Source organism: Larkinella punicea (assembly GCF_003334855.1).
GTDB lineage: Bacteria > Bacteroidota > Bacteroidia > Cytophagales > Spirosomataceae > Larkinella > Larkinella punicea.
The window spans coordinates 1-18,905 of sequence record NZ_QOWE01000009.1 but is presented as its reverse complement, the minus strand read 5'-3'; the positions used below and the strand labels follow the sequence as shown (position 1 = coordinate 18,905).

The following is an 18,905-nucleotide window of genomic DNA, read 5'->3' as shown; positions in this document are numbered from 1 at the left end:
CTGAGTGCCTGGTGGTGTTCCTCTTTATTCTCTGGTCTTTGCTCTTTCGTCCTCACTAAAACAAAATATAGGTTGGTTGTGCAGAACACCCCGCTGGAGCTCCGGCAGGGTGTTTTTTTTGGTGTCCGGATGATTTGTGTATGGATTGGAGATATTTTTGCAGAAATCGTGTTGTAAGATTGGGCAATTTAGTAAGCCATTGATATGAAACAAGTTGGTCGTTTTTTCTCTTTTCTGACGGTATTTTTTGTAACGCTGACGGCGACAGCGCAAATTCAGCCCGATCCGACGCATTGGACGTTTGCGGCATCAAAAACCGAAGCCAAAGTCGGTGAGGTGATTGAGATCCGCATGAATGCAACCATTGACAAGGGCTGGCACATGTATGCTTCGGATCTGAATCCGGACATTGGCCCGATTCCGACGACCTTGAAGTTGAAGGAAAACGGCAGCTTTGAGAAAGTCGGTTCGTTCGTTTCAGTTGCCCCGAAAGAGGAGTTTGAAGAGGTCTGGAACAGCAAAGTGCGTTTTTTTGAGAACAAAGCGACGCTCATTCAGAAGGTTAAAATATTGAAAGCCAACCCGGTTATTGCCGGAACGCTGGAATACCAGACCTGCTCCGGCACCAATTGTCTGCCGCCTGCCGAACACGAATTTTCGGTATCGGTAAAAACCGGGGGCGTGGCTGCGGCACCAACGCCCGTAAAACCAACTTCGGAAGCCGTCGCAACAGGTGAACCGGCATCCACTTCGGGCACGCCAGACACAACTTCCCGCGTCGCCGTTGCGCCTTCAACCGGAGCCGCCAGCCCGGATTCGGAAACCGTAACCACTGCCGAAGCACCGGTCGCTACACCCCAACTGACCGATGCGTCGACGGAAAAACCGGAAGAATCGCTGATCGGGTTTATGATTGCCGCTTTTCTGTCGGGTCTGCTGGCTTTGCTGACGCCCTGTGTATTTCCGATCATTCCGATGACGGTCAGCTACTTTACCAAACAGGATCACGGATTGTGGAAAGCGGTGCTATACGGTTTGTCCATTATTTTTATTTACGTGCTGATTGGCACCGTGGTTTCGCGGATTAACGGCCCGGCATTTGCCAATTTTGTCAGTACGCATTGGTTGCCCAACGTTCTGTTTTTCGCCATTTTCTTCATTTTCGGGCTGTCGTTTTTGGGCTTGTTTGAAATTGTCCTGCCGAATTCGCTGGTCAATTCCATTGATGCCAAATCCGAAAAAGGCGGTATTGCCGGGATTCTGTTCATGGCCTTTACGCTGGTGCTGGTGTCGTTTTCCTGCACGGGGCCGATTGTCGGCAGTTTGCTGGTGGCTTCCGCGGGTGGTGAAGTCTTGAAGCCGATCGTTGGCATGGCGGCTTTTTCGGCGGCTTTTGCCATTCCGTTTACGCTGTTTGCGGCTTTTCCGCAGTGGCTCAAAAGCCTGCCCAAATCGGGTGGCTGGCTGAACGCGGTGAAAGTAGTACTCGGTTTTCTGGAACTGGCGCTGGCGCTGAAATTCCTGAGCATTGCCGACCAGGTGTACCACTGGAACCTGCTCGACCGCGAAGTGTATCTGGCTTTCTGGATCGTTATTTTTGCCCTCATCGGTTTTTACCTGCTCGGAAAAGTCCGGCTGCCGCACGACAGTGAAACCAAAACCGTCAGTGTGCCGCGTTTGCTGCTGGCCATTGTCACCTTTGCCTTTGTGGTGTACATGATTCCCGGTTTGTGGGGCGCCCCCTTGAAAGCCCTGGCTGGTTATCTGCCGCCCGAAACGACGCAGGATTTCGGTTTTCGGGGAGCCGGCAACGCTACAACGGAACAAAATACGTTGGGCGAAAAACCAAAATACAGCGAATTGTTCCGCTTGCCGCACGGACTTCAGGGTTTTTTCGACTACAAACAGGCACTGGCCTACGCGGCCAAAGTGAACAAACCCGTTTTCATTGATTTTACGGGCCACGGCTGTGTAAACTGTCGGGAAATGGAAGCCCGCGTGTGGTCGGAAGAGCCGATTCTGCGCCGGTTACAAAACGATTATGTCATTCTGGCCTTGTATGTCGATGACAAAACCGAATTGCCGGAATCCGCCTGGTACACTTCAACCTACGATAACAAGCAAAAGAAAACCATCGGGGCGCAAAATGCGGATTTGCAGATTGTGCGTTACAACAACAACGCCCAGCCTCATTATTGCATCGTTGATCAAACAGGAAAACTGCTGGTCAAGCCGAAGAATTATGACCTGGATGTCAATAATTTCGCTGGCTTTCTGGATGAAGGCAAAACGGTTTTTGCCGCCCCGCAAACCGTAGCGGCCCGTTCAGCAGCGCCTAACCTGGGTCAATTATCGACTTTGAAATAAGACGGGTGAGGTAACAAATTCATTCTATGATTGGTTAAACCATGACCATCCTCTATCGTTATGGCAAAAACTATTCTGATTACCGGCGGCACCGGCACCATCGGCCGCCGACTTACCCAATTGTTGCTTCAGCAGGGCTTTCAGGTTTCGCTGCTGAGTCGTTCTGCATCCAAAAAAGATACTCCGAATGTCACAGTTTATCAGTGGGACATTGACAAAGGGCATATCGATCCGCAGGCCATCCTGACAGCCGACCACATCATTCATCTGGCCGGTACCGGTATTGCCGACGAACGCTGGACCGATCAGCGCAAACAGCAAATCATTGAAAGCCGCACCAAATCCACGCAATTACTGGCCAGTGCCCTGCGTTCGGGCAAACACCACGTTCAGTCGTTTGTCTCGTCCTCGGCCATTGGCTATTATGGAGGAGACACCGGCGACCGCCCGCTGACTGAAATCAGCGAGGGTGGTAGCGATTTTCTGGCGCAGGTGGTTCGGGCCTGGGAGCGTTCCGTCGATGAAGTAGCCGGGCTGGGCATTCGGACGGTCAAACTCCGGACGGGAATCGTGCTGACGATGGAGGGTGGTGCTTTGCCCAAACTCGTGCAGCCCATTCGCCTGGGAGCCGGTGCTCCGCTGGGGTCGGGGCAGCAATACATGTCGTGGATTCACATTGATGACCTCTGCCGGATGTATGTTCAGGCGGCTGCCGATGAAAGTTGGCGGGGAATTTATAACGCCGTTGCTGCCAGGCCTGTGACTAATGAGACTTTTACGCGTCAAATAATAGACTTACTCAACAAGCCGCATCTTTTACCCCGTGTACCGGCCTTTGCCATTCGGTTGCTTTTTGGTGAAATGGCTATTGTCGTACTGGGAGGCAATTATGTGTTGAATAAACGGATCCGGGAAGAAACTACATTTGAGTATCAATTCCCAGACTTGTTGCCAGCCCTGCGGAACTTATTACCCTAGCCATTTTATATCGATAGTGCAAGTTTGTTTTAATATTCTTATACTTGTTTGTAGAAACAATTAAACAGAGCCCATGTAGAAATAACCGGCAATTAGATAACCAGTATTTATCGACCTGTGAACAAATGATTGAACAACTACTAAAAACGAGTGCAACACGCTTTGTGTCCAGTTATCTCGTGCTGAGTATCGATGTAATCATCTGCATTGTATCGTTTTCAGTCGCTTATCTCCTGCGGTTTAATTTTGAAACCAGCGGTCTTAACCGGGCCGACTTTTTATATTGTTTACAGGTCATTGTCGGTATTCGGTTTTTGTTTTTTTTGCTGTTTCGGCCTTATCAGGGCATTATCCGGCACACGAGTCTGGAAGATGTCACCTTGCTGGTTTACGCCGTTACGCTCAGCGCAGTCGTCACGGCAGTGGGTTCGTTTCTTTTCTGGCAACTGACCGGACGGGTTTCCGTTTATATCCCGGTTTCCATCTTATTGATCGACTATTTTTCCTGCCTTGTGCTGCTATCCGTCAGCCGGTTTATGGCCAAAGCGTTTTACTGGACCTTACGGGCTGGGAACGGAGGAGTTCGTCAGCCGGTTTTAATTTACGGTGCGGGCGAAACGGGCCTGTTGACTCGCAAGGCTTTAGCCCAGGATTCCATCCAACGCTACACCGTTTTGGCGTTTATTGATGATAATCCGTACAAAATTCAAAAAGTAGTTCAGGGCATAAAAGTCATTTCGCGCCAGGAGGCCTATGAGCGTTATGTGCGGAATCGGGCCGTTCTGCCGCAGGTGATTTTAGCGATGGGAACGGTCGATCTGCGTCAGAAAAACGCAATAACCGAGTTTTTTCTCCAGCATCACGTCAGTGTTAAAACCATTCCGACGGTGGGACAGTGGATCGATGGCGAATTGAAATCTTCGCAGATTCGTGACGTTCGGATTGAGGATTTGCTGGGACGGGCACCCATTCAGGTTGTTAATCCCATCATTGGTAAACAATTGCGCGGTCAGGTTGTGCTCGTTACCGGAGCCGCCGGCTCCATCGGGAGTGAGTTGGTTCGGCAGGTGATTAGCCATAAACCGCATACGATTGTCTTGCTGGATCAGGCCGAGTCGGCCTTGTTCGATCTGGAATTTAATTTGCGCCGGGAGTTTAAAACCGTACTGGCAACCACCAACCTGATCCTGAAAATTGGTGATGTGGCCGACGAAGTGCGGATGTACCATATTTTCCGGGATGTCAAACCCGATTTCGTCTTTCACGCGGCCGCCTACAAACACGTTCCGTTGATGGAAGAGCACCCCTACGAGGCCGTTCGGGTCAATGTGCTGGGAACTCAGATCGTGGCCGATTTAGCAATTCAATTCGGTGTTCGGAAATTTGTCATGATTTCGACGGACAAGGCGGTGAATCCCACCAATGTGATGGGAGCCACCAAACGCCTGGCCGAAATGTACGTGCAGAGCCTGAATCACCAGACCGGAAAGCTGCACCAAACCCGGTTTATCGCGACGCGGTTCGGTAACGTGCTGGGTTCTAATGGCTCGGTAGTAACGGTTTTTCGGCAGCAAATCCAGGCCGGTGGGCCGGTAACAGTAACGCATCCGGACATCATCCGGTATTTCATGACCATTCCCGAAGCCTGCCAATTGGTGCTGGAAGCCGGAACGATGGGCAAAGGGGGCGAAGTGTTTGTGTTCGATATGGGCGAACCCGTACGCATTGCCGAACTGGCCCGAAAAATGATTCACCTCTCCGGTTATACCGTGGGAAAAGAAATTCAGGTGGTCTATAGCGGGTTGCGTCCGGGCGAAAAACTGTTCGAAGAATTATTGAGTAACAACGAGCAGACGTTACCGACCCACCATCCGAAAATCATGATCGCCCGGGTCAATACCACGGACGTAAACGAAATAAAGGCCGTTCTGGAAGAATTGCGGTATCGCCTGGTTGAGGGCGATGCCACGAAACTGGTGCGGATTATCAAACTGGTCATCCCGGAATACATTAGTAAAAACTCCATTTTTACCGCATTGGATTCCCAAAAACCGGAAGCGGTTGAACTCTAATTTTCCAAGAGTTCAGGAAAATAACCAATTCAGCCTGTCGATTTTAAGGCATTTGCTTGCGGCCTATTAGGCATACCGGTAAGTTTGTTTTTCGGTGATCGTATGTCCGCATACGGTTGTGAAATCCGATAAGCAACCATTCCTATGACCCAGGCCTTTGTTTATGACGCTGTTCGCACACCCCGTGGCCGGGGAAAAAGTGACGGCTCCCTCCACGACGTCCAGCCCATTCAATTACTGACCAGCGTTCTGCGCGAACTCAAAAACCGAAATCAGCTCGATACCGCCCTCCTCGACGACGTCATCATGGGCTGCGTAACGCCCATTGGCGAACAAGGGGCCGACATCGCCCGTACTGCCGTCATTGAAGCAGGCTACGCCGAAACCGTCGCCGGGGTGCAGCTAAACCGCTTTTGCTCGTCTGGACTCGAAGCCATCAACATGGCGGCTGCTTATGTGCTGTCGGGGCAGTTTGAGGCCGTTGTGGCCGGTGGCGTGGAGTCGATGTCGCGCGTTCCCATCGGTTCCGATGGAGGGGCTCTCTTCATGAATCCGCAGATTGTGGCTCGTCACAACATCGTTCCGCAGGGCATTTCCGCCGATCTGATCGCTACCAAATACGGTTTTAGCCGCGCCGATGCCGACGCCTTTGCGGCCGAATCCTACCGACGGGCCACGATAGCCCAGCAGGAAAACCGGTTTGGACCAACGCTGGTTGCCATCAAAGACGACCTTGGTACCATTCTGCTCGACCGCGACGAAGGCGTTCGTCCGGGCACCACTGCCGAAAGTTTATCAAAACTGAAACCCGCCTTTGACGCCATCGGGAAAGCCGGTTTCGATGCGCTGGCCCTACTGAAATACGCCGATCTGGCCCAGATTAACCACATTCACCACGCCGGCAATTCCTCACAAATTGTCGATGGAGCCGCCGGACTGTTGATAGGTTCGAAAGAATTTGGCGAAAAAAACGGTCTGAAACCCCGCGCCCGCATCCGGGCCTTTGCCGTCATTGGAACCGAACCGACCATCATGCTCACCGGCGTGGTTCCGGCCACGCAGAAAGTATTGAAGAAAGCCGGTATGCAGCTCAGCGACATCGACCTGTTCGAAGTGAACGAAGCGTTTGCAGCCGTTCCGTTGCTGTATATGAATCAATTAGGCGTCGATCACAGCCGGTTGAATGTGAACGGCGGAGCCATTGCGTTGGGGCATCCGCTGGGCGCAACCGGGGCCATTCTTTCGGCAACACTTTTGGACGAGCTGGAACGAACCGGTCGGCAAACGGGGCTGGTGACGCTCTGCGTGGGCGGAGGAATGGGCGTTGCCACGGTTTTTGAACGAATCAACTAAGCCATTGACCATGATTAACTACACCATCGACCGAAACGTCGCCATTCTAAGCTGGAACATGACCAGTTCGCCCATGAACGTGCTCAACGACGACTCCATTCCGGTGTTCGAGGCTGCGCTGCAACGGGCTTACGACAACGCGGAGGTCAAAGGCATCATCATTACGTCGGAGAAAAATGAATTCATTGCCGGCGCCGATCTGAAGATGATTCTCCGCAATAATGACAAGGAGCCTGGCGACATGCTGAAGGTTTCGGCTGAACTGAACCGGGTTTTCCGGGCCATCGAGACATCGGGAAAACCGGTGGTAGCTGCCATCAACGGCACGGCGCTGGGCGGGGGCTACGAAGCCTGCCTGGCTTGCCACCACCGGATTGCACTCGACAATCCGAAAGCGGTTATCGGCCTGCCCGAAGTGACACTCGGTTTGTTGCCGGGCGGGGGCGGAACCCAGCGGTTGCCCCGAATGCTCGGGATGGAAGCCGCCCTGCCGCTGTTGCTGGAAGGCAAACGCGTGAGTCCGAAAGAAGCCCTGGCGTTGGGCCTGGTCGATGAACTGGCGACGTCCCGCGACGAACTGCTTGAAAAAGCGTTTGCGTGGCTTTCCGCCAATCCCGAACCCTTGCAGCCGTGGGACGAGCGTGACCGAAAAACCGGTCGGATTGTCGGAAAAGAGAATTTCAAGGTACCGGGTGGAGCGGTGCAAAGCCCGACGGACGCGCGGGTGTTCAGTGCGGGAACGGCGATGCTGATGGAAAAAACGCGCGGAAATTACCCGGCACCCCTCGCCATTCTGTCGTGTGTTTATGAAGGGTTACAAGTCAATATCGACCGTGCGCTGGTGATCGAAGCCAGGTATTTCGTGCAGGTCGCGACCTCGAAAGTAGCCAAGGGGTTGATTCAGACGATGTTTCTGGGTTTGAACGAAGTCAACAAAGGCATCAGCCGCCCGAAGACGATTCCGCCGACGGACGTCAGAAAAGTGGGAATTCTGGGCGCAGGCATGATGGGATCGGGCATTGCGTATGCAGCCGCGCTGGCCGGTATCGAAACGGTTTTGAAAGATGTGTCGGTCGAAGCCGCCGAAAAAGGGAAAGCCTATTCGCGGACGGTTTTCAAAAAAGCCATCGAGCGCGGGAAAGGAACGCCCGAAAAGGCCGTAGCCACCTTGAATCTGATCAAAACCACCGCCGATGCTGAAGACCTACGGGGCTGCGACCTGATTATTGAAGCGGTTTTTGAAAACCGTGACCTGAAAGCGCAGGTGACGAAAGAAGCCGAACCGATGCTGGCCGAATCGGGTATTTTTGCGTCGAACACCTCGACCCTGCCGATCAGCGGACTGGCTCAGGCGTCGGCCAAACCCGAAAATTTCATCGGTCTGCATTTCTTTTCGCCGGTTGATAAAATGCAGTTGGTGGAGGTGATCGTGGGAAAACAAACCTCAGAATACGCACTTGCTTTTGCCCTGGATTTTGTGAAAAAGATCCGCAAAACGCCGATTGTGGTCAACGACTCCCACGGTTTTTATACGTCGCGGGTGTTTACAACCTACACCTCGGAAGGGATGGAGTTGCTGAAAGAAGGTGTGAATCCGGTTTTGATCGAAAATGCCGGAAAAAATGCCGGGATGCCCGTAGGACCGCTGGCGGTTTCCGACGAAGTCGCGTTGGATCTCATCAGCAAAATTTCCGGCCAAAGCATCCACGACGGCATGATGACCGAAGACGATACGGCGTACCAGGTGGCCGGAAAATTTGTGGCCCTCGGTCGGTTGGGAAAAAAATCGAAAGCCGGTTTTTACGACTATCCCGAGGGCGAAAAGAAATACCTCTGGCCGGGGCTGTCGGAACTCTTCCCGCTGGCCGACCAACAGCCGTCGGTTGATGAAGTTAAAAAACGGCTTTTGTACCGACAGGTAATCGAAACCGTACGCTGTTTTGAAGAAGGCGTGATCCGAACCCAACTGGACGCCGACATTGGCTCCATTCTGGGCTGGGGATTTCCGGCCTACACGGGCGGCACGCTGTCGTTTGTCGATTTTGTGGGCATAAAAACCTTCGTGCAGGAAGCGGACCGGCTGGCCGATGCTTATGGAGAGCGGTTTCGCCCCACCCAAAACCTGCGTGACAAGGCCGAACAGGGGAACAGCCGTTTTGAACAAACCAATTAAATTATACACTTCACAATCATGCAGAAATCGTACGGCTTTTTGTTAACCGGTTTTTTCCTTTCCGCCCTTGCGGTGGCGCAACCGGTGGCTAAACTTCCCGAATCCAAACTCAGTCGCACCGAACTCGAAGCGCACATGCGTTTTCTGGCCGCCGACGAACTCCAGGGTCGCCGGACGGGCGATCCGGGCAATTTTGTGGCCGCCCGCTACCTTGCCGAACAATTCCGGATGCTGGGGCTAAAACCGGTGGCCGGGCAACCGGATTATTTTCAGAAAGTACCCTTCCTTCGGTCAAAACCGGCTACTTACGCCAGACTGCAAATTGGCAGCGACTCGTTGCAAGCGGGAAAACAGTTTGTGGTGATTGGCGGGAAGGAAACCAATCTGAAAGCGGAAACCGTGTATGTCGGTTACGGACTTACCGAAACCGCTGATGGCTACAACGGACGCGATGTGCGGGGTAAACTTGTGGTGGCTCAGGTTGGTTCGCCGGAAGCCACTACCAACCGCGCCTTGCTGGCGGCTTCGGAACAGAAGCGGAAACTAGCCGCCGAAAAAGGAGCCGCCGGGCTGATAGAACTCTATACGAGCGGAACATACCCGTGGCCGATTGTAACCCGGGCGTTTCAGGGCGAGCAAATGACGCTGGCCACGTCCACCGAATTGCCGACGCTGTTGCACCTTTGGGTCGATAACGGAAAAAACCAGTTGGCCGGACTGAAAGATGCTACCCAAACGGTGACAGTTCAGACGTCGGGCCGTTTGCAGCAGTTTGTCAATGCGGTGAATGTAGCGGGTGTTATTGAAGGAACGGACCCGAAATTGAAGGACGAATATGTTTTGCTGTCGGCCCATTTCGATCATGTGGGCATTGGCAAGCAAGGCGGTCAGCCGTATACGCCGGCGGACAGCATCTTCAACGGGGCGCGGGATAACGCCTTCGGAACGGTAGCCCTTTTGGCATCGGCGAAGGCATTGCAGGCGCAACGGCCCAAGCGGTCGATTCTGATTCTGGCCTTAACGGCCGAGGAAATGGGATTACTGGGCAGTCGGTATTACGCTGAACACCCGCTGATTCCGTTGAAACAAACCATTTTTAACCTGAACAGCGATGGTGCAGGTTACAACGACACCACGCTCGTTTCAGTGGTTGGTCTGGAGCGGACGGGCGCGAAAACCGAGATAGAAACCGCCAGCAAAGCATTCGGATTGAGCGTTTTTGCCGATCCGGCTCCCGAACAAAACCTGTTCGACCGCTCCGATAACGTCAATTTTGCGGTGAAAGGCGTTCCGGCACCGACGTTCTCAGCCGGTTTCAAGAAATTCGATGAGGAACTTATGAAGTATTATCACCAGGCGGCAGACAACCCGGAAACCATTCAGTTCGGGTATTTGCTCAAGTTCAGCCAGGCCTTTTCGTATGCCGCCCGACTAATTGCCAACAAACCCGCCCGGCCGCAGTGGGTTGCCGGTGATAAATACGAAGCCGCTTCGAAGGCGTTATACGGACAGTAATATACGTACCTCCGGGCCGCACGTGCGGCCCGGAGGCATCGGTTTAATAATTTCGGCCAATGCCGAAGCTGTAACCGAGGGTGAGTGATACAGTTGAATTACCGAGCCAGGGCGATGGATTCGTTCTGACGTTCGTAAGGCCGAGGGTATACCGCGCATCGATCAGGAAACGCTGGCGATTTTTGACTTTGAAATTAGCCTGAAAACCAGCGGTTCCGCCCAGGTCGAGGGGTTCAAACTCTTCGTCGGTTTTCGCATCGGGGAAGGCCTGCCCCTGGTAAATAGAATCCGTCCGTTTAGAGTTCAATAGAATGCCTAAAGATGGCCCGATGAACAGATTGGGGCGGAAATTGCCGCTCAGGTTCAGATAATACCGGGCAACCACCGGAATCTCCAGGTAATTGAGGTGCTGCGTATGGCTGCTTCGGTCGCTGGGCTGATCGTATTTACCACCCCGTTGTGAATACAGAATGTCCGCCGAGATACCAAAGTGATTGATCGAACTGTAGCTGACAAAGCCACCCGCCACTAAACCGACTTTGGCATTGTAATAACTGCTCTTGCCGTACAGACTCGAGATATTGACGCCCAGACGGGGGCCGGCACTCCAGCGTTGCTGGGCCAGCAGGGTAGACGAGCTGGCTACTAATAACATCATTCCCAATACTATACTTCTTTTCATTGTGCAATGTAATCGATTCATTCGCTTGAGGTGAGTTTGATTTGCATTCATTACAACTGTTCCTGTCGTTAAATGTTTGACATTTTTTCGAAGGGCGCAAAGATAAAGGTTTCCGTAAAATGGTGCAGCTTTAAAGAGACCGAATCCACAGAACGAAAACGAGCCATTGGTTGTCCCGGGTTTGGCAGTGCTTTTAAAAGGCAACGGATTTCAGCCGCCGGCATTGCTCATTTTTTCTGATAAAGCGTTGGCTTCGCGGATCACCTCCGCCGGATAAGCGTTCAGTTCCAGGATCCGAATGGCGTTCCGGGTTTTGAGATTGCCTTCCCGGAGTTTGAAATCAAAAGCAATCCGGTCTTCCTCCACGATTTCAGTAAAGTGGTATAAATCAAACGTATCTTTTAGATAATCAGTCAGTTCGATGTCGTGCGTAGAAACAAAAACCAGGTGTGGCCCTTTGTTCAGATAGGTCAGTACGGCTTTTCCGGCCGCGATCCGCTCGACGGTATTGGTTCCTTTGAAGAGTTCATCCAGCAGAAATAAGGTTTGAATCTCGGACTGACTTTCGTCAACCATCCCTTTGATGGTCAGCACTTCCTCGAAATAATAACTCTTTTCGCTGAGCAGATCGTCGGCGATGCGAATGGCGGACAAAACGCGCATCGGCGGCAGCCTGAATTCCTTCGCAAAACAGGTGTGAATGGTCTGGGCCAGAATGCAATTGATCCCGATCGTTCGGATAAAGGTGGTTTTTCCCGACATGTTCGATCCCGTTAGCAGAACCGATTTATCGACGAGTGTGATGGAATTTGCAACGGGATTGGGAATCAGCGGATGATACAAATCCGTCGCGCTGAGATTTTTTGCCTTTTCGGTGATTTCCGGCTGGCAATAGTGCGTTACGCCTTTCCGCAGCGAGGCAATGGACAGGGCCGTATCGATTCTGCCGACGTACTGAAAAACCGCATCAATCTGCGTCCTTTTCGCATCGATCTGGTGGAGTACCCGAAACAGCAACAACGGTTCGATGAGAAACAGCGCTTTGACAAGTTCCGTGAGCACTTCCACAATCATGCCCACTTCACTCTGCAATTTGGACTCCAGTTTGAAAAAAGACATGGAATAGCCCATTTCATCGAGGATTTCAATCGACTGATTGACGGTGTCGGTTTCCGGTTTTAACGCTTCGTGTTGGCGCAATTCTTTCGCAACCTGTTTTAAACGAAGCAGTTGCGGAATCGAGGCAATATATTGGTACACATTGTTTTTGTTCCAGTAATGAATGGTATAATTAATCGCTAAAATGCCAAACAGCCACAAAAATGCGGGCGGATAGAAAGGAAGCAGCAACAGCAGAAAAACGCTGATAAAAGGCAGCACCTTCACGATCCAAAACCAGTCCGGAGGCTGAAGATGGGATTTTAAAAACAACGACGGAATGTAATAGGCGTTCTGGTGCGAAAGACTGGCGAGCTGAATTCCTGCATCCTGCCGTAATTCGCCATCGTCCTGAAAGCTTTTGATGAGACGTTCGAAGGACTGGTTTTTAGCCTCTAAAAAATCGATGGTTCGCAGCCTGGCATATAAATATTGCTGGCCCACTTTCGAAACCGTTCGATCTACAAACATAAAGACCTCGTCAAAGTCCAGATCCTGATAGGTCTTTTCTGAAATCAGGTGATCCGTGCTTTCTTTCGGCCGGTTGGCGAAGAATTGCTCAATCCTGAAAAAATCGAACGATTCTGATTTGGGTTTGCCGTAACCGGCTTCTAGTTGTGCCTTTTTTTTGGATTGAAGCATGTCTTTTTCCGGGAGCGGATTACCGGTATTGGTAGAACGTCATTGCGGCAAGTTACCGGGAATTCCCGCAGGAAATGTATCCTCCGGTTAGACGGTTTCAGAACGCAATGTCCTGTTCCACAAACTGGATGAATGGTTTGCCATTCCGGAAAGCCGGTTTCCAGCGCGGGCCTTCGCGGATGAGCCGGATCGCTTCTTCATCGCAACCGTACCCCAGCGACTGCACAATCGTGAACTGGCTGACCGAACCATCGGCAGCGACCTGAAACCGGACGCGCACCGTGCCGGAAATGCCTTTTTCCTTTGCTTCAGCCGGTATTCGGCGGTTTTCCTCGAGATAGGTTTTGAAGCTGGCCGGGGCGGAGGGGGCACCAGAATTCGCCACGGCCAGCGAAGACACCCGTCTCGTTGCGAGCTTATTGGCCTGGGCTTGTTGACCATATCCTACCGCAACTACTTCTGACAGGGCCTTCGAATCCGGTTTTAGCTGGATTTTAGTGGTTTCAAGGTCCGCAACCCGAACGGTTTGCGTTTCAAAACCGACGGACATGATTTGCAACGAGTCTTTTTTATCGACATTCTCCAACCGGAACCGTCCCAACGAATCGCTACTGCTGCTGCGTCGGGCATTTTTGGCAATAATCGAAACCCCCGCCAGGGGTTGGTTCGCTAAGTCAGTCACTTGACCGCTCAATCCCGGATTATCAAGACCGGTCGTGTTGTAAACCACGATTTCTTCGGATACTGAACGAAACGATCCGGGGGCTGCCCGCAGTTCTGACGAGGAGGCTATAAGGTGATTCTTCGGAAAAATCAGGCTGTCTTTGGAAGGATTCTGTGCCACTTTTGGGGCTGCCGGTGCTGGTTTCGGTGGCGCCAATTTTTTCGCAATGGATTCCGAACGAGGGATTTCAGTAGGAACGACCGGCGGAATGGCCTCTTCTGACGCGGAAATTTCCGGCGCTGGTAAGCTGACCATACGCTCTGATTGCGGTTTTTCCTGTAACCGAAAATACAAACCAATACTCAACGCCAGCACCACCGAAGCCGCGGCTGCCGGGATCCAAACCGGCCATCGCCGGATTGGAGGGTTGCCGATGCGGTTTTGCAACCGTTCGCGCAATGCATTCGACGCCGTATGAAGCGCAACCCCTTCCTGTTCAGCGGTTTCCAGCCCTTCCAGCGCGTCGGCATACAGCGGATTTTCCAGCAACAGCCGTTCCACCCGGTGCTGGTCGGCAGCGGAAAGCGTACCGGCCCGGTAGTTGCGCAGGTCGTCGGCGGTCAGGAGGTCGTTATGTCGGTTGGCGTCAGTCATGGGTTGTGTCGGTGTTCCGGTCCAGGCAGATTTTCAGGTTGCGTCGGCCATTTTGCAAATGGCTTTTCACGTGCTTGGGATCGTAGCCGGTCAGTTCGGCAATGTCGGCATAGGTTTTCTGGTTCAGGTAAAACAGGGAAATGCTGGTGCGTTGTTCCTCCGACAGCGTTTTCAGGCAATCGTCCAGTTGATTCAACTTGGTTTCCAGTTCCAGACCGTCGGTTTCCGGCCAAACCGTCAGCGGCATTGCCCTGACTTCGGTCTCGTCATTTACCTCCCCTGCGATCATTTTCCGTTGTCGCAACTGCATCAGGCAATGGTTCCGGGCGGTCGAATGAAGCCAGCTTTTAAAGTTCTGAATCTCGTATTTCCGCAAATCCGTAATCAGTTGCTCAAATAACTGCATCACCGCGTCTTTGCTTTCGTCTTCGTCGCGCAAGTACTTATAACACACCGCATACACTAAATCCATATACCGTTCATACAATGCCCCGAGCAGTTCCAGATCGCCCGTAGTTTTATAAGCCGAAAGGTAGTCGGCATCGGTAACGGGTTTGGATTTTCGGAACTGCCTGAAAAACATACGCTGGATACGGCTGCTGTGCAACTTACAAAAAAAAGTTTCGGTGCCGTATGGAATTCAAAACCGGTTTGCATCCATAGGAGAAAAAAGACTCCTCAATTCCATACGACCATGCGCACTATTTTTTCATTTCTGATGCTCGGACTGCTTTTCGTGTCGACCGTTCGATCCAGTCGTACCATTACGGGCCGCGTGACGGATGCCCTCACGAACCAGCCACTGCCGGGCGTTAATGTCGCTTTCCGGGGCGCTCTGGCCGGCACAACCACCAACGCCGACGGGTGCTACACCATCGCCGTGCCGGACGGTCCGCAACTGCTCATTTTCAACGCCATCGGTTTTCAGCGAGCCGAAGTGAAAATCACGACGCAAACCGTTGTCGATGTAAAACTGAATACTGATGTCCGGGTTTTGCAGGAATCGGTGGTTGTCGGATATGGTACGGTTCATCAACCAAGTATGCCGAGGCCGATGGGTGTGGGTATGCGGTCGGCCACTTCCTACGCGGTTGAACACGTAGTCGTTCCTGTTTTTAACACCGAAGACTACAGTAAAATTGATGAAACCGGTTTTAGAATGGCTCAGAGCCAGCCCGTTACCACGTTTTCGGTCGATGTAGACCGGGCTGCTTACGGCAACATCCGGCGGTTTTTGAACGGCGGAAACTTGCCGCCCAAAGACGCCGTCCGGATCGAGGAAATGGTCAATTACTTCGAATATGACGATCCGCAACCGACCGGGACTGATCCGGTGGCCGTTAAAACCGAGTTGTCCGACTCCCCCTGGAATCCGGGTTTGCAACTGCTTCGCATCGGGTTACAGGCCAAAAGCATTCCGACCGGCAACCTGCCTGCCTCCAACCTGGTTTTTCTGATCGATGTATCGGGTTCAATGGAAGCCGACAACAAACTGCCACTGGTCAAAACCGCGCTCGGTTTGCTGGTCGATCAACTCCGCCCGCAGGATCGGGTTGCGATTGTCGTGTATGCCGGAGCCGCCGGGCTGGTGCTGCCTTCGACACCGGGGAATGAACCGCAAAAAATTAAAGATGCGATTAGCCAGTTGTCGGCGGGAGGTTCTACGGCGGGGGGTGAAGGCATCCGGCTGGCGTACCAGGTGGCGCAGGAAAATTTCCGGAAAGACGGCAACAACCGCGTGATTCTGGCCACCGACGGCGATTTCAATGTGGGCGTTTCGAGCGACAGCGACCTGCAGCGGCTGGTGGAGGAAAAGCGGAAAACGGGTGTTTTCTTGAGCGTGCTGGGTTTCGGAATGGGCAACTACAAAGACAACAAACTGGAGGTATTATCAGACAAAGGCAACGGTAATTACGCGTACATCGACAATTTGCAGGAAGCACAGAAAGTGTTTGGCAAAGAGTTCGGTGGCACGCTGTTCACGGTCGCGAAAGACGTAAAACTTCAGTTGGAGTTTAACCCGGCGCGAGTGCAGGGTTATCGGCTGATCGGCTACGAAAACCGGATGCTGAACAACGAAGATTTCCACGACGACAAGAAAGACGCCGGTGAAATGGGTTCGGGGCATACCGTGACGGCCTTGTATGAAATCATTCCGGCGGGCGTCGAAAGCCGGTATTTGCAGAAAGTGGATCCACTGAAATACCAGCGGCAGGCGACTTCGACGGGCAACCAGACTGAATTGCTGACGCTGAAAATCCGCTATAAAAAACCGGATGACGAAACCAGTCAGTTGATAAAACAGGTCGTAACGTACCAGCCGCAAACGTGGGACAAAACCTCCGCCGACTTCCGGTTTTCGGCTTCCGTCGCCGAATTCGGGCTGCTGCTCCGCGATTCTGAATTTAAGGGGAACGCCCAGTATAATCAGGTCGAAACGCTGGCAAAACAGGCGCTGGGCCGTGACCCGGAAGGCTACCGGAGTGAATTTATTCGGTTGGTGAAACTGGCTCATTCTCTGTCGAATGGGTCGGAAGTGGCGAAGAAAACCGCCGAAAAATAAACGAACGTTCCAACGGTGCCTTCCAAACGGGGGTCATTCAACCGGTAGCTACCACACCGTTTGTTTCATCTCAACCCCTAAATCCCCTGAAGGGAACTTGGACACAGAATAATCCAGATTTGAAAGTCCCCTTCAGGGGATTTAGGGGTGTAGTAAAAACCTTAATTATGAAGTTTGTAAAATGGACGTTTGCCGCCATGTGGTTATTCATGGGCGCGGCTTGTCAGGACAGTGAAGTGAATCCCAATGGCCCGGTAATCTTGACCAACTCTGATTTTCGGAACAATACCGATGGCTGGGTTGCCGAAGTGACGGATTATTCGACGGCGCAGGAGGAGATCATCGAGTTTCAGTCGGGCCACAAGGCGTTGCCCGAGCCGCTGGATGTTTCTAAAAAGTCGTTCATGCTTTCGGGCCACAACCGCAGCGATGATCTGTTCATGTTCCTTAAAAAGAAAGTGACGGGTTTAAAGCCAAATCAGACGTATTCGATTGATTTTGAAGTAGAACTGGCGTCGAAATACGGCGACAACAGCGTCGGGATCGGCGGTTCGCCGGGAGGAAGCGTCTATCTAAAAGCCGGGGTTTTGGCCACGGAACCGAAGAAAGTAAAGGAAGGCGACGACTACCGCCTGAACATCGACAAAGGCAACCAGGCTACGGGCAGCGATGCCGTGCCGGTGTTGGGCAACATTGGCGCCGGTGCGGACGCAACGCAGTATAAACTCATTCAGCGCAGTACGACGCAGCCGATTACGGCCAAAACCAACGAAGCAGGTGAGTTGTGGCTGCTGGTCGGCACAGACTCCGGTTTTGAAGGGCTGACGAACTTGTATTACAACAAGATCAAAGTAGTTGCGGAGGTGAAGCCGGGCAATTGATTGTAGAGAGCGTTACAAAAGCCGCTCTGGTCTGAGGATCAGGGCGGTTTTTTTGTTTCAAGCCTACCCGTTTTTAGTTGTGAAGAAAGCGGTTGCGTAAGCGTTACTTTCTGGTCTTCGGTGCGTCTAAGGTAAAAAAACCGAATGCGTATCGCGTCAAAACTAGTAAAACTAGCCTGGTTAACGGTGTTAATACTAACCTTGATCAGGTTGTTTCATTTGGGGTATGACTATGCCACAGAGCGCATTACCAAATCTTGGAAAAAAACCGCTTTAAATAACGCTCAAGAAAATGACAACCATCGTCAATTTATACAAGCTGATTAAACGCGACCTAAAGCGTTCACTAGACACTGATACGTTAGATATCAAGACAATATCTCTGTTAGTAATGGCTTTCTGCTTTTTTATTTTGCTGGCAGGCCAACTGGCATATTCCTTAGGCAGATATTATGGAAAATGTGCGTAGTGAGTTGCGAACCGTAATGTACAGGTGTAGGATTTTAGGATTTTCTACTTGCGAATTTTTTGTTTAATACTATTCAGATGAAGCACTTAGATTTAGATACAGAGAAGACTATCAATTTATTTCTCTGTATGATAGGGATGTGTATGATTGCATTGGCGATTCTAAGGTATTTTTTTGACATCGGGAAAGAGTTTTCCAGATAAAGTTTCATTTTATTTCTACTTGACAGTAGGCAAGATATTATTGAAAACGTATCTGTTACTATAAGCTTTGGAACTGTTATCAGAGGGCACGAAACACTGAACACATTTAAAGATAAACCTAAAATTGATTCAGTTATCAACTTTAAAAAAGCGTTATATGTATAGGACTTTCGCTTTTGCCCCTAAATCCCCTAAAGGGGACTTTCTGCATCCGGATTTAGCTGCGTCCAAGTCTCCTTTAGGGGATTTAGGGGCAAAAGCGAAAGTGTAAATAATTATCAGACGTAAGTCCTAATGTATAGATTATTAGATATTTTTAGTGAAATTCTATACGCAGGTATGAGTGCTAAGGATAACTTTAAATCTGTATTTAGAGGATGGTTGCTCCATATTTTTTTACTTTATAGGACTTTCGCTTGTGGATCAAATTTAAGAGTTTAGGCGTATGATTGCACAGCATGAATATATTGAGTATCTGTTGAGTACGCCCTTCAATTATACTTGTACCAACATGGCTGACCATAAACCCAA

General features: G+C 51.4%; 12 protein-coding genes. 8 read left to right on the top strand and 4 right to left on the bottom strand.

Going from position 1 to position 18,905, the window contains the following annotated elements; genetic code table 11:
* Positions 1-204 precede the first annotated feature (204 nt).
* From DUE52_RS12120 to DUE52_RS12095, 6 genes are all read left to right on the top strand, one after another.
* Positions 205-2,367: a protein-disulfide reductase DsbD family protein gene (locus DUE52_RS12120; protein ID WP_114406287.1), complete on the top strand. Its 2,163-nt coding sequence runs from the start codon at positions 205-207 to the stop codon at positions 2,365-2,367.
* A gap of 60 nt (positions 2,368-2,427) precedes the next feature.
* On the top strand, positions 2,428-3,345 hold the full coding sequence (locus DUE52_RS12115) for a TIGR01777 family oxidoreductase (protein ID WP_114406286.1): 918 nt from the start codon (positions 2,428-2,430) through the stop codon (positions 3,343-3,345).
* 125 nt (positions 3,346-3,470) lie between these two features.
* On the top strand, positions 3,471-5,417 hold the full coding sequence (locus DUE52_RS12110) for a polysaccharide biosynthesis protein (protein ID WP_114406285.1): 1,947 nt from the start codon (positions 3,471-3,473) through the stop codon (positions 5,415-5,417).
* Positions 5,418-5,561: 144 nt separating this feature from the next.
* Positions 5,562-6,770, top strand: a complete 1,209-nt coding sequence (locus DUE52_RS12105) for an acetyl-CoA C-acetyltransferase (protein WP_114406284.1) — start codon at positions 5,562-5,564, stop codon at positions 6,768-6,770.
* 10 nt (positions 6,771-6,780) lie between these two features.
* Positions 6,781-8,943: a 3-hydroxyacyl-CoA dehydrogenase NAD-binding domain-containing protein gene (locus DUE52_RS12100; RefSeq protein WP_114406283.1), complete on the top strand. Its 2,163-nt coding sequence runs from the start codon at positions 6,781-6,783 to the stop codon at positions 8,941-8,943.
* Positions 8,944-8,961: 18 nt separating this feature from the next.
* Positions 8,962-10,458, top strand: coding sequence for a M28 family peptidase (locus DUE52_RS12095; protein ID WP_114406282.1), 1,497 nt, complete (start codon positions 8,962-8,964; stop codon positions 10,456-10,458).
* Between the two features lie 43 nt (positions 10,459-10,501).
* On the opposite strand, the gene DUE52_RS12090 is transcribed toward DUE52_RS12095, so the two are convergent.
* From DUE52_RS12090 to DUE52_RS12075, 4 genes are all read right to left on the bottom strand, one after another.
* Positions 10,502-11,140: a porin family protein gene (locus DUE52_RS12090; protein ID WP_229312147.1), complete on the bottom strand. Its 639-nt coding sequence runs from the start codon at positions 11,138-11,140 to the stop codon at positions 10,502-10,504.
* A gap of 210 nt (positions 11,141-11,350) precedes the next feature.
* Positions 11,351-12,940, bottom strand: coding sequence for a MutS-related protein (locus tag DUE52_RS12085; RefSeq protein ID WP_114406281.1), 1,590 nt, complete (start codon positions 12,938-12,940; stop codon positions 11,351-11,353).
* A gap of 97 nt (positions 12,941-13,037) precedes the next feature.
* Positions 13,038-14,258, bottom strand: a complete 1,221-nt coding sequence (locus DUE52_RS12080; RefSeq protein WP_114406280.1) for an energy transducer TonB — start codon at positions 14,256-14,258, stop codon at positions 13,038-13,040.
* The gene (locus DUE52_RS12075) at positions 14,251-14,841 is read right to left on the bottom strand and encodes an RNA polymerase sigma factor (protein ID WP_114406279.1); all 591 of its coding nucleotides are present in this window, start codon (positions 14,839-14,841) and stop codon (positions 14,251-14,253) included. The genes DUE52_RS12080 and DUE52_RS12075 overlap by 8 nt, the downstream gene beginning before the upstream one ends.
* Positions 14,842-14,952: 111 nt before the next feature.
* Here DUE52_RS12075 and DUE52_RS12070 point away from each other — a divergent pair, with 111 nt between their 5' ends.
* Both DUE52_RS12070 and DUE52_RS12065 read left to right on the top strand, forming a co-directional pair.
* A complete protein-coding gene (locus tag DUE52_RS12070) occupies positions 14,953-16,821 on the top strand; it encodes a vWA domain-containing protein (RefSeq protein ID WP_114406278.1) in 1,869 nt (622 codons plus the stop codon).
* A gap of 167 nt (positions 16,822-16,988) precedes the next feature.
* On the top strand, positions 16,989-17,702 hold the full coding sequence (locus DUE52_RS12065; RefSeq protein ID WP_114406277.1) for a hypothetical protein: 714 nt from the start codon (positions 16,989-16,991) through the stop codon (positions 17,700-17,702).
* Positions 17,703-18,905 lie beyond the last annotated feature (1,203 nt).

What these genes read in the sequence shown, in the direction of transcription:
- DUE52_RS12100 (WP_114406283.1), top strand. Translation starts at nt 6,781, where the DNA reads ATGATTAACTACACCATCGACCGAAACGTCGCCATTCTAAGCTGGAAC.
- DUE52_RS12070 (WP_114406278.1), top strand. Translation starts at nt 14,953, where the DNA reads ATGCGCACTATTTTTTCATTTCTGATGCTCGGACTGCTTTTCGTGTCG.
- DUE52_RS12105 (WP_114406284.1), top strand. Translation starts at nt 5,562, where the DNA reads ATGACCCAGGCCTTTGTTTATGACGCTGTTCGCACACCCCGTGGCCGG.
- DUE52_RS12095 (WP_114406282.1), top strand. Translation starts at nt 8,962, where the DNA reads ATGCAGAAATCGTACGGCTTTTTGTTAACCGGTTTTTTCCTTTCCGCC.
- DUE52_RS12090 (WP_229312147.1), bottom strand. Translation starts at nt 11,140, where the DNA reads ATGAAAAGAAGTATAGTATTGGGAATGATGTTATTAGTAGCCAGCTCG.
- DUE52_RS12085 (WP_114406281.1), bottom strand. Translation starts at nt 12,940, where the DNA reads ATGCTTCAATCCAAAAAAAAGGCACAACTAGAAGCCGGTTACGGCAAA.
- DUE52_RS12065 (WP_114406277.1), top strand. Translation starts at nt 16,989, where the DNA reads ATGAAGTTTGTAAAATGGACGTTTGCCGCCATGTGGTTATTCATGGGC.
- DUE52_RS12115 (WP_114406286.1), top strand. Translation starts at nt 2,428, where the DNA reads ATGGCAAAAACTATTCTGATTACCGGCGGCACCGGCACCATCGGCCGC.
- DUE52_RS12075 (WP_114406279.1), bottom strand. Translation starts at nt 14,841, where the DNA reads ATGTTTTTCAGGCAGTTCCGAAAATCCAAACCCGTTACCGATGCCGAC.
- DUE52_RS12120 (WP_114406287.1), top strand. Translation starts at nt 205, where the DNA reads ATGAAACAAGTTGGTCGTTTTTTCTCTTTTCTGACGGTATTTTTTGTA.
- DUE52_RS12080 (WP_114406280.1), bottom strand. Translation starts at nt 14,258, where the DNA reads ATGACTGACGCCAACCGACATAACGACCTCCTGACCGCCGACGACCTG.
- DUE52_RS12110 (WP_114406285.1), top strand. Translation starts at nt 3,471, where the DNA reads ATGATTGAACAACTACTAAAAACGAGTGCAACACGCTTTGTGTCCAGT.